The sequence below is a fragment of the Pseudomonas sp. 9_2_1 genome, assembly GCF_059295275.1.
The window spans coordinates 1,989,700-2,001,054 of sequence record NZ_CM181239.1; the positions used below are offsets into that span (position 1 = coordinate 1,989,700).

10 protein-coding genes and 1 pseudogene are annotated in these 11,355 nt (G+C 62.3%); 3 read left to right on the forward strand and 8 right to left on the reverse strand.

Translation table 11 applies throughout. The annotated features are described in order from the left end of the window. Window positions 1–41 precede the first annotated feature (41 nt). Entirely contained in the window at window positions 42–1,481 is a 1,440-nt protein-coding gene (hydA, locus tag AC5O5I_RS08835; protein WP_172287624.1) for a dihydropyrimidinase, read from the reverse strand. Window positions 1,482–1,823: 342 nt separating this feature from the next. Between hydA and AC5O5I_RS08840 the strand changes: the two genes are divergently transcribed. Together AC5O5I_RS08840 and AC5O5I_RS08845 are read left to right on the forward strand one after the other, a co-directional pair. Further along, window positions 1,824–3,314, forward strand: a complete 1,491-nt coding sequence (locus AC5O5I_RS08840; protein ID WP_172224750.1) for an NCS1 family nucleobase:cation symporter-1 — start codon at window positions 1,824–1,826, stop codon at window positions 3,312–3,314. Between the two features lie 135 nt (window positions 3,315–3,449). Continuing rightward, window positions 3,450–4,733 (forward strand): Zn-dependent hydrolase, encoded by a 1,284-nt coding sequence (locus AC5O5I_RS08845; RefSeq protein WP_172287627.1) that lies wholly within the window; start codon window positions 3,450–3,452, stop codon window positions 4,731–4,733. A gap of 83 nt (window positions 4,734–4,816) precedes the next feature. Here the strand turns inward: AC5O5I_RS08845 and AC5O5I_RS08850 are convergent, their stop codons facing one another. From AC5O5I_RS08850 to AC5O5I_RS08880, 7 genes and pseudogenes are all read right to left on the reverse strand, one after another. Next, on the reverse strand, window positions 4,817–5,794 hold the full coding sequence (locus AC5O5I_RS08850; RefSeq protein ID WP_494512365.1) for a ribonuclease Z: 978 nt from the start codon (window positions 5,792–5,794) through the stop codon (window positions 4,817–4,819). Between the two features lie 16 nt (window positions 5,795–5,810). Then, window positions 5,811–6,257: an NUDIX hydrolase gene (locus AC5O5I_RS08855; RefSeq protein WP_494512746.1), complete on the reverse strand. Its 447-nt coding sequence runs from the start codon at window positions 6,255–6,257 to the stop codon at window positions 5,811–5,813. After that, a pseudogene (locus tag AC5O5I_RS08860) lies at window positions 6,252–6,551 on the reverse strand (NIPSNAP family protein); the annotation flags it as partial. The gene AC5O5I_RS08855 and the pseudogene AC5O5I_RS08860, both read right to left, overlap by 6 nt. Before the next feature lie 70 nt (window positions 6,552–6,621). Next, window positions 6,622–7,167: a lipocalin family protein gene (locus AC5O5I_RS08865; RefSeq protein WP_172224742.1), complete on the reverse strand. Its 546-nt coding sequence runs from the start codon at window positions 7,165–7,167 to the stop codon at window positions 6,622–6,624. A 72-nt stretch (window positions 7,168–7,239) separates the two neighbouring features. Continuing rightward, the gene (locus AC5O5I_RS08870) at window positions 7,240–7,863 is read right to left on the reverse strand and encodes a dihydrofolate reductase family protein (protein ID WP_494512366.1); all 624 of its coding nucleotides are present in this window, start codon (window positions 7,861–7,863) and stop codon (window positions 7,240–7,242) included. A gap of 196 nt (window positions 7,864–8,059) precedes the next feature. Further along, entirely contained in the window at window positions 8,060–9,562 is a 1,503-nt protein-coding gene (gene nhaB / locus AC5O5I_RS08875; RefSeq protein ID WP_494512367.1) for a sodium/proton antiporter NhaB, read from the reverse strand. Between the two features lie 97 nt (window positions 9,563–9,659). Next, complete coding sequence (locus AC5O5I_RS08880) at window positions 9,660–10,364, reverse strand: RHS repeat-associated core domain-containing protein (protein WP_372242888.1); 705 nt, start codon at window positions 10,362–10,364, stop codon at window positions 9,660–9,662. A gap of 172 nt (window positions 10,365–10,536) precedes the next feature. Between AC5O5I_RS08880 and AC5O5I_RS08885 the strand changes: the two genes are divergently transcribed. Beyond that, complete coding sequence (locus tag AC5O5I_RS08885) at window positions 10,537–11,349, forward strand: crotonase/enoyl-CoA hydratase family protein (protein WP_494512368.1); 813 nt, start codon at window positions 10,537–10,539, stop codon at window positions 11,347–11,349. Window positions 11,350–11,355 lie beyond the last annotated feature (6 nt).

Here is an 11,355-nt window from a genome sequence, read left to right on the forward strand (position 1 = left end):
GACGAACCGCGGCGATGGGCTGCGCAGCAGCCCCGGGCGCCTTAACGCTGCACAGGCGTCGGCCGCTGTTGCTCGGCCCTGCGCCCCAGTACCTCATACACCGACGGGTACGCCGGCCGCTGCACATACCGCCCCGCGCCCGGCTCGGCGCGCAGGTCGCCATCGGCCCAGAGCACCTTGCCCTGGCTGATGGTGTGGCTGGGGACGCCGCGCACGGTGCGGCCTTCGAAGATGTTGAAGTCCACCCGCTGATGGTGGGTCTGGGCCGAGATGGTGCGCGTGCCCTGCGGGTCCCACAGCACCAGGTCGGCATCGGCGCCAACGCGAATGGCGCCTTTGCGCGGGAACAGGTTGAAGATTTTTGCCGTATTGGTGGAGGTCAGCGCGACGAATTCATGCATCGACAGGCGCCCGCTGTTGACGCCCGCGTCCCACAGCACCGCCATGCGGTCTTCGATGCCGGCGGTGCCGTTGGGGATGCGGCTGAAGTCGTCACGGCCCATGGCCTTCTGCTCGGCGCAGAAGCAGCAGTGGTCGGTGGCGGTGGTGTGCAGGTTGCCCGATTGCAGCCCGCGCCACAGCGCCTCCTGGTGCTCGCGTGGGCGGAACGGCGGGCTCATCACGTAACCGGCGGCGGTGGCCCAGTCCGGGTCGCGGTAGACGCTGTCATCCAGCAGCAGGTGGCCGGGCAGCACCTCGCCGTACACCGGCTGGCCCTTGGCCCGGGCATAGGTGATTTCGTCCAGCGCTTCACGGCTGGAAATGTGCACCACATACAGTGGCGTGCCAATGGTTTCGGCAATGCGGATGGCGCGGCTGGCCGCTTCGCCTTCCACCTGCGAGGGGCGTGACAGGGGGTGTGCCTCGGGACCGGTCAGGCCTTGGGCCAGCAGTTTTTTCTGCAGGTGATACACCAGCTCGCCGTTCTCGGCATGCACGGTGGGCACCGCGCCCAGCTGCAGGCAGCGCTCGAAGCTGGCCACCAGGGTGTCGTCGGCGGCCATGATCGCGTTCTTGTAGGCCATGAAGTGCTTGAAGCTGTTCACCCCATGCTGGGCCACCAGCTCGCCCATTTCTTCGGCCACCTGCTCGCTCCACCAGGTGATGGCGACGTGGAAGCCGTAATCGCATGCGCTTTTCTGCGCCCAGCCACGCCAGGTGTGGAAGGCCTCCAGCAGTGACTGCTGCGGGTTGGGGATGACGAAGTCGATGATCGACGTGGTGCCACCGGCCAGGCCAGCAGCGGTGCCACTGAAAAAGTCCTCGCTGGCGACGGTGCCCATGAAGGGTAACTGCATGTGGGTGTGCGGGTCGATGCCGCCGGGCATCAGGTACTGCCCGCTGCCGTCGAGTATCTCGCAGTCGGTGGGCGCTTCCAGGTTTTGACCAATGGCGCGGATCAGGCCATCGGTACACAGCACATCGGCGGAGTAGCTTTCTTCGTGGGTAACCACGGTGGCGCCACGGATCAACAGGGACATGCCGTTTTCCTCGCAGGCTGACCGGTCTCTTGGCCGGTTCTTGGAATTTTCCGGGTGCAGGGCGGGCAGGGCGATTAATCCTGTCAGTCCTGACAAGATTCGAGGCTAGATGCTGATTCTGGATTCAGCAAGAAAATTTTCATACTAATTTTGTGGTTTTTAAGTTATTGAAAATAAAGAAGTAAATTTAAATAACGCGCCTAGCGCGGGGCTTTCAGGAATTTTGACTAACTTGACAAGATGGGAATTTGGTCGAAATTTTCAAGCACATTCAGCGTGTGTACTCCGGCCATCGAATCCGCCCGATGAGCAAACAACTACAAGAAATCTGGAGAAGGGCCCATGCAACAGAGCAGATCGCAAGTGGTCGAGCAGAATGGCCTGTTCGAGCTGTCCGAGGGCAGTGATGTCCTCGACAGCCCGCGCTACAACCACGACATCGCACCGACCAAGGTGCATCAGCGCACCTGGAACAAATGGCACATCACCGCGCTGTGGGTGGGCATGTCCATTTGCGTGCCCACCTACACCCTGGGTGGTGTGCTCACGGCCTATTTCGGCCTCAGTGTCGGCGAGGCCCTGCTGGCGATTCTGCTGGCCAACGTCATCGTGCTGGTGCCGCTTACACTCAATGCCTTTCCCGGCACCAAGTACGGCATCCCGTTCCCGGTGCTGCTGCGCTCGTCGTTCGGCATCCTCGGCTCCAACGTGCCATGCCTGATCCGTGCGGTGGTCGCGTGCGGCTGGTTCGGCATTCAGACGATGTTCGGCGGGCTGGCCATCCACCTGTTTCTCGGCTCGGTGTTCGAGGGCTGGAGGGCCTTGGGCGGGACCGGCGAGGTGATTGGCTTCATGATTTTCTGGTGCCTGAACCTGTGGGTGGTGTTGCGCGGCGCCGAGTCGATCAAGTGGCTCGAAACGCTGTCGGCACCGTTGCTGGTAGCGGTGGGCGTCGGCTTGCTGTTCTGGGCCGTGCCGCACATGTCGATGACCGAACTGCTGGCGCAGCCGCCCAAGCGCCCGGAAGGGGCCAGCGTGGTCAGTTATTTCTGCGCCGGGCTTACCGCCATGGTCGGCTTCTGGGCCACATTGTCGTTGAACATCCCCGACTTCAGCCGCTACGCTCGCAGCCAGAAGGACCAGATTCTCGGGCAGATCTTCGGCCTGCCACTGACCATGTTTCTGTTTGCCTCGCTGGGCGTGGTGCTCACCGCCGCCTCGGCGTCACTGGTGGGCGAAACGGTGTCCGACCCGGTCAGCCTGATCGGCAAGATCCACAGCCCGTTCTGGGTGGCCCTGGCGATGGCGTTGATCGTGATCGCCACGCTGTCGACCAATACCGCGGCGAACATCGTGTCGCCGACCAACGACTTCCAGAACATCGCCCCCCGCCTGATCGGGCGCAGCCGCGCCGTGTGGCTGACCGGCTTCATCGGCCTGGCGCTGATGGGCCATGAGCTGCTGAAAAAGCTGGGCCTCATCGTGTCCGACCTGAGCCTGGAAAGCGTGTACTCCAACTGGTTGCTGGGCTACTCCAGCCTGCTCGGGCCGATTGCCGGGATCATGGTGGTGGACTACTTCCTGATCCGCCGGCAGAAGCTGGACCTGGCCGGGCTGTACCGCGACGACGTGTACCCGGCGTGGAACTGGGCAGGCTTCGCGGCATTCGGGGTGCCCGTGGCGCTTACCGTGATGGCCATCGGCAACAGCAGTTTCAGCTGGTTCTACGACTACGGCTGGTTCACCGGCTCGTTGCTGGGCGGGGCGTTGTATTACGTGTTTGCCAGCTGGGCGGCGCGCAGCCCGGCACGGCTGGCCAAGCCTTTACCCTGAGACCACGCTGGCCCCATCGCCAGCAAGCCAGCTCCCACCTACTGCGCCGCACTCGAACCTGTGGTGATCCTGTGGGAGCTGGCTTGCCGGCGATAGGGCCGGTACAGACAACAAAAAAGCCTGAAGGAGAAACCTGTGACCCCAGTCCAAGACATCCTCAAGACCACCGTCCACCACATCGACAGCGACCGCCTGTGGCAATCGCTGATGGACCTGGCCCGCCTCGGTGCCACCGCCAAGGGCGGCGTCTGCCGCCTGGCCCTGACCGACCTCGACCGCCAGGCCCGCGACCTGTTTGTACAATGGTGCAAAGCGGCTGGATGCACGGTCAGCGTCGACGCCGTCGGCAACATCTTCGCCCGCCGCTCGGGTCGCAACCCCAAGCTGCCCCCGGTGATGACCGGCAGCCATATCGACACCCAGCCTACCGGCGGCAAGTTCGACGGCTGCTTCGGCGTGATGGCCGGGTTGGAGGTGATTCGCACCCTCAACGACCTGGGCCTGGAAACCGAGGCACCGCTGGAAGTGGTGGTATGGACCAACGAAGAAGGTTCGCGCTTCGCCCCCTGCATGATGGGTTCAGGGGTATTCGCCGGCAAGTTCACCCTAGAGGAAACCCTGGCCAAGCGCGATGCTCAGGGCGTCAGCGTCGGCGAAGCGTTGAACGCCATCGGCTACGCCGGTTCGCGTGCCGTGCTGGGCCATCCGGTGGGGGCCTATTTTGAAGCGCATATCGAGCAGGGGCCGATCCTCGAAGACCAGGCCAAGACCATCGGCGTGGTCCTCGGCGCCCTGGGCCAGAAGTGGTTCGACCTGACCCTGCGCGGCGTCGAAGCCCATGCCGGCCCTACGCCCATGCATCTGCGCAAGGATGCCCTGGTCGGTGCAGCCGCCGTCGTCGAAGCCGTCAACCGTACCGCACACGCCCATCAGCCGCATGCCTGTGGCACGGTGGGCTGCCTGCAGGCCTACCCGGGCTCGCGTAACGTGATCCCCGGTGAAGTGCGCATGACCCTGGACTTCCGGCATCTTGAGGGCGAGCAGCTGAATGCGATGATTGCCGAGGTGCGCGGGGTAATCGAGGCGACTTGTGCCAAACATGGCCTTGGCTACGAGCTGGTACCCACAGCCGACTTCCCGGCGCTGTACTTCGACAAAGGCTGCGTCGATGCCGTGCGCGATTCGGCGCAGGCGCTGGGCTTGCCACACATGGACATTGTCAGTGGGGCGGGGCATGACGCGATCTTCCTGGCCGAGCTGGGGCCGGCGGGGATGATTTTTGTGCCGTGCGAGAATGGCATCAGCCACAACGAGATCGAGAACGCCACGCCTGACGACCTGGCGGCGGGTTGTGCGGTGTTGCTGCGGGCGATGCTGGCGGCTTCGGAGGCGATTGCCAGGGGGAGATTGGCGGCGTAGGCAGGGATGTCGCCTGGGCGCTCTCATAGGGATCGCATCAGGGCTGACAGGCGCTGAATATTTTGTGGCAAGCACCTGTCAGCCTAAACCCGTTCCCCATGGCACCCAACCGGTTCCAGGCTCCCATCGCGCCCAATGCGGAAGCGCTGCAGGTCCTGCGCCAATATCAATTTCCCGCTGTACTGCGCAAGCGCTTCATCGCGCACGTTGTCGATGTTCGGCGTGCGCCGTGGGTCGCCCTGGTAGCGGGCGCTGAAGTGCGTCAGCACCAGGTTGCGCACGCCGACATTCTCGGCAAAGCGTGCCACTGCAGCAGCAGTGCTGTGGCCGAAGGTGACGCCGGTGCGCTCCACCACCGCCTGGGTGAACGTCGCTTCATGCACCAGCACATCCGCACCGTTGGCGGCGTCCGCCAGCAGTTCCGGGTTGTCGTTGTCTCCGCACACGATCACCCGCCGCGCCGGGCGGGACGCGCGCAAGTAGTCGCTGCCGTGCAGCAACTGCCCGTCATGCTGCACCGCCAGCCCCTTGGCCAGATCGCCCCATAGCGGGCCGCGCGGTATGCCCTCGGCCGCCAGCAGCTGGACGTCCAGCCGCGGCTCGGGGTTGAGTTCGGTGAACACGAAGCCGACGCTCGGCACCCGGTGCGACAACTGCACGCTGGTCACCTGCACGGCTTCGCTGCGCCACTGGACCAGCTCTTCCACTGCCAGCAGCCGCAGTTCGAACGGTAGAAAAGTGTCGCTGGCCACCAGGCCCTGGCGCACCCAGTCGTGCAGCGCGGCGGGCAAGATCAGCTCCAGCGGCTGGGTACGGCCGCTCATGCCGGCGCTCGCCAGCAAACCGGGTAGGCCGAAGCAGTGGTCGCCGTGCACATGGGTGATGAAGATCGCCCGCAAGTCGCGGATCGACAGCGGCGTGTGCAGCAGCCGATGCTGCGTGCCTTCGCCGCAGTCGACCAGGTACCAGTGGCTGCCGCTGGTTTCGATCAGCGCCGTGGCGCTGACATTCCTTGCCTTGGTGGGGACCCCGGCGGAGGTGCCCAGGAACAGCAGATCCATGGTCTGGCTCCTTGTTTCAGGCCAGCAGCGACAAGTCGCGCAGCAACGCCTGCAGCCCCTCTGGTACCAGCGGGCCGATGCGGTCGAAATCGGCGCTGTCACACCAGCGGGCGCGGAACGGGCTGCCGTTGGACTCGTGGCCATTCAGCCAGGCTTGCTGGTACAGGCTGGCGTCGTCGAAGCGCGCATCGTACACCTGCACGATCTCATGCCCCGGCGTGCCGGCATAGGTGAACAGGCTCTCCAGGGTGCCTAGCAGGCGCACATCACTGATTGGCTGGTCCAGTTCTTCGCGGATTTCGCGAGCGATGGCGTCACGACCCGGTTCACCGAATTCGATACCGCCACCCAGCGGGCGGCACAGCGTCTGGCCACTGGCCGGGTCATCGAAGACGTTGACCAGGATCTTGCCCTGGTGATGAAAGACACACAGTGCCAGCGAGCGGATGCGTGGTTCCAACAGCGGCTTGAGGAAGCTGCGCTCGTAGCTGAGGATGAAACGCTGCTCGGTTGCCATGGCTACTGCGGCGATGCACTGCGGGTCGGTTTCGGCCTGTTTGCGGTACTGCTCGTAGGCGGCGAGGCTGGGGAAGCTGAACAGGCAATAGGCGACGTTGTTGGCGCCTTCGGCGGGCAGGAAGTAGCCGTGATGCTTGCCGCCCATGCGCGTGACAAGGCCCATCCACAGCCGTGAATAGGCCTCGAAGGCGGGCAACTGGTAAGGGTCGACGAGGTATTTGACGTGGCAGGTGATCAACGGGCTCGTTCCTTCGAGGCGATACGGGGCGCACACCTTAGCCTGATTGCTCAACGTCGTCGACGCCAAGCTAGCCTTCCTTGCGCCAGATCAGCTTGCTGGTGTCATAGCCCTGTTTCTGGGCAATTGTCAGCAGTTGTTCGCGTACCTGATCGGTAATGGCGGGGGTACGCGAAAGCAGCCACAGGTATTCGCGGTTGGGGTGGCCGACCAGCGCCACGCGGTAGTCCTTGTCGTGGTACAGCACCCAGTATTCACCCTTGGTCAGGTCCGGCGCCAGGCGGCTGAACCAGTTGTCGAAGCGTACCCAGAGCTTGTCGGTCTTGCCGGGTTGCTGGGCTTCGGCGATGCCCTTGGCTTCGTTCCACTGGCCGTCTTTTTCCTTGCAGCGGTTGGTCACGTCGATGCGCCCGTCCTCGCGCAGGCCATAACGTGCCTCGGACTGCACGCAGTTGCGCTGGAAGAACATCGGCAGTCGGGCCAGTTCATACCAGGTGCCCTGGTAGCGTTGCAGGTCGACCTGCTCGGTGGTCGGTGGTGCCGGGTGATCGTTGCCGGCGCAGCCGAGCAGGGCCAGGGTCATGCAGGAAAGCAACAGCGTAGTGCGCAGCGCCATGGTTGACCTCCTTGGAGCGGATAGGGGCTTACCTGTGTTTCGATGCTGGCGCGGGGCAAAAGTTGTACGCAGTTACGTTTTGTCGAATGATCCGGTCTGCACCTGGCCTGCGCGCACGTAACGGGCGATGACCACGCCCTTGGGCGAAACCACGGAATGCTCCAGGGTGAAGGCTGCGGCCGCCGCGTCATGACCGAACAGGCGCTTGCCGTGGCCGAGCAGCAGCGGGTGGATCAGCAACTGCAGTTCATCGACCAGGCTTGCTGCCAGTAATTGCTGCACCAGCTCGGCGCTGCCTTGGGTCAGCAGGGCGGGGCCCTCCTGTTGTTTCAGCACACTCACCGCAGTGGTGATGTCCGTGCCCAGGGCTTGGCTATTGTGCCAGTCGAGGGTAGCGGGGTGGTGAGTGGCCACATGCTTGGCCACGCTGTTGAACAGATTGGCGATGGAAAAATCTTCCGAGTTGTCTTTTATCTTTGGCCAGTAGCCCGCGAAGATATCGTACGTGCGCCGGCCCAGCAGCAGTTCGAAGGGCTGGCTGAACAGGTTCTGCATGGCCTGGCCGAATACCTCATCGGCGTAGGGCACGATCCAGCCGCCGTAACTGAACCCGCCGCTGGTATCTTCCTGTGGGCCGCCGGGGGCCTGCATGACGCCGTCGAGGCTGATGAAGGCGGCTACGATGAGTTTGCGCATGGGGACTCTCCTGATGCCAGCCGGGGTGGCTGTGGGCATTGGGTAGTCGAATGGCGCAGGGCAGAATCGACAGCGGAAACCTGTGCCGGCCCTTTCGCGGGTGAAGCCCGCTCCCACAGGTACTGCACAGTTTTCGAAACCTGTGGCGATCCTGTCGGAGCGGGTTTGTTCGCGAAAGGGCCGGTACAGGTCTACATCACAACCAGTAGGTCACCGCCCACCACCCCAGCCCACCCATGACCACGGTATAGGGCAATGCCATCCACACCATCCGCCCATACGACAGCCGGATCAGCGGCGCAATCGCCGAGGTCAGCAGGAACAGGAACGCCGCCTGCCCATTTGGCGTGGCCACGCTGGGCAGGTTGGTGCCGGTGTTGATCGCCACCGCCAGGGTTTCGAAGTGCGCGCGGCTCATCCCGCCATTGAGGAACGCCTGTTTCACCTCGGTGATATAGATGGTGGCGACGAACACATTGTCACTGATCGCCGACAGCAAACCGTTGGCCAGGTACAGCATGCCCGGTTGCTGCTCGGCCGGCAGCGTCAGTACCCAGCTGATCAATGGGCTGAACAACTGCTGCTGATGAATCACCGCCACCACGGCGAAGAACACCACCAGCAATGAGGTGAACGGCATCGCGTCCTGGAACGCCCGGCCCAGGCGGTGTTCATCGGTGATTCCGGTAAACGCGGTAATCAGCACGATCACCATCAGGCCGATCAGGCCAACTTCCGCCACGTGCAACCCCAGGCACACGATCAGGATCAGCGCGGCCAGGCCTTGTACCCACAGTGCAATGCGTTGGGCCTGGGTGCGCGCGGCATCGTCTTGCGCCGCATAGGTCGCCAGCACCTGACGCACCGGTTCGGGCATCAGCGTGCCGTAACCGAACAGGCGCAGCTTCTCCAACAGCACGCAGGTCACCAGGCCGGCGGCGAGCACCGGCACCGACACCGGCGCTACCTTGAGGAAGAAGTCGGCGAAGTGCCAACCCATCTCATGGCCGATCAGCAGGTTCTGCGGCTCGCCCACCAGCGTGCAGACGCCGCCCAGGGCAGTACCGACGGCGCCGTGCATCAGCAGGCTGCGCAGGAAGGCGCGGAACTGGTCGAGGTCATCACGGTGCAGCTGCGCTACCTGCTGGTCGCTGTCCAGCGCAGTCTCTTCGCGTGGGTTGGCCCCGGAAGCAACGCGGTGATAAACCGCGTAGAAGCCGACAGCGGCACTGATGATGACGGCGGTCACCGTGAGTGCATCGAGAAACGCCGAGAGGAACGCCGACAACACGCAGAACAGCAATGCCAATACCGGTTTGGAGCGCACCCCCAGCAGGATGCGCGAGAACAGGAACAGCAGCAGCTCTTTCATGAAGTGGATGCCCGCCACCATGAACATCAGCAGCAGGAGGACCGGAAAGTTGTGCACCAGTTCGTCATACAGCGCCTGCGGCGTGGTCATTTCCAGCAGCAAGGCTTCGACCAGCAACAGGCCGCCCGGCATTAGCGGGTAGCACTTCAGGGCCATGCCCAAAGTAAAAATGAACTCGAGCACCAATGCCCAGCCAGCGGCAACCGGGCCAACGCTGACCAGCAGCAGTGGGTTGAGCAGCAGGAACAGGCAGATAACCGCCTTGTACCAAAGCGGCGACTGGCCCAGAAAACCATGGGCAAGGGCCCTGGGCAGGGAGCGGGTCATGAATATGTTTCCTTATGATTCGACAATGGCGCACGGTGCCGGATCGGTGGATACAAGGCAAGACATCTCTGTGAAACATATTCGCTTGCCATGTTGGTCAGTTGCTCAGGCTAGCTGGGTCTCGTATGAGTTTCGGCGACGCAAACCGGTTCTTGCCTTCTACAATGACAGACTGAAACTGTCGGAGAGTACTAAGATGTGTGTCCGCGCGCGACTTGCGTGTCTCAAGTTTGTTTGCGTTTACCGCGTTCTTCAGTATGGCGGCCTGCCTGTCTTTTTTGTTTAGAGGGCTTGCTGATTTTAGTTCGTCTCTCTGGATATTAACTGTCATGTTTTTTTCTAGCTTGCTTGAAAAGGTGCTTGTATCAATCAGGTGGTTTTCCAAGTGTTTGAATTCACGTTTGCTGAAGGTGTTATCCTTCGATAATGGTGATGTAAGGTCGGTCGCATTGGGCCTGTCGAGCTTTTCCAGCTTACGTTTCAATGTGCCTGCGTTATACTTTCCAGAAAGGTGGTTGTATATCCTCTTGATATAGTGGCCTGAAGGGTCCGTATGATTTATGGGGTCACCCTGGCAGTATGCATAAGCGTTTAACCCGCCCTCGTAGAAAGGGCTGAGCGTATCTGGACCCATAAAGCGCGCCAGTGACGGCAAGTAGTGTCGATAACCCTTGCCCAAAACATACAGTCCGAGGGTGTTGCGGTATTCGCCGCTGAAGCCGAGTTCGGAAAGAAGTAAGGCGCTATATCCATAGGGAGTAAATGCTAGCCATTCAAAGGCGTTATAAATTGATTTTGTCACTGTAGTGGTCCTGTGCGGTGGGGGTATTGCCAGTATCTGCCGCATCGTTTAGGACAGCTACTGGCACAAATGTCAGGTGGGGGCGCTGTGGTCCTGCTTTTGGCGCAAGAAGCGTCACTGTAGTGGGTTATAGTCCGGCGCTATGAATCCTTCAGCCCCAGGAGTGCCGCCCGTGACCGAATACAGCGCATTCAAGGTCGAACTGACCGACAACATCGCCCACGTCCAGATCAACCGCCCGGAGAAGGTCAACGCGATGAACGCGGCCTTCTGGGAAGAGATCATCGAAATTTTCCAGTGGGTGGACGACACCGACGCCGTGCGCGTGGTGGTGATCAGTGGTGCTGGCAAGCATTTTTCCGCCGGTATCGACCTGATGATGCTGGCCTCGCTGGCCGGGCAGATGGGCAAGGACGTAGGGCGCAATGCACGCTTCCTGCGCAAGACCATCCAGCGCCTGCAGGCGTCGTTCACGGCCGTGGACAAATGCCGCAAGCCGGTACTGGCGGCGGTGCAGGGCTACTGCATCGGCGGCGCCATCGACCTGGTCTCGGCCTGCGACATGCGCTACTGCAGCCCTGATGCGCAGTTCTCGATCAAGGAAATCGACATGGGCATGGCTGCAGATGTCGGCACACTGCAACGTTTGCCACGTATCATCGGTGACGGCATGATGCGTGAGCTGGCTTTCACCGGGCGCAGCGTCGAGGCCGACGAGGCGCTGCGCATAGGCCTGGTCAACCGGGTCTATGATGATCAGGCCGCATTGCTCGACGGGGTCTTTGCCATCGCCCGCGAGATTGCCGCAAAATCACCGATCGCCGTGGCCGGCACCAAGGAAATGCTCAGCTACATGCGCGACCACCGCATCGACGATGGCCTGGACTACGTCGCTACCTGGAACGCCGCGATGCTGCAGTCCGAAGACCTGCGCGTGGCCGTGGCGGCACACATGAGCAAACAGAAACCGACGTTCGCCGACTGATCGGGC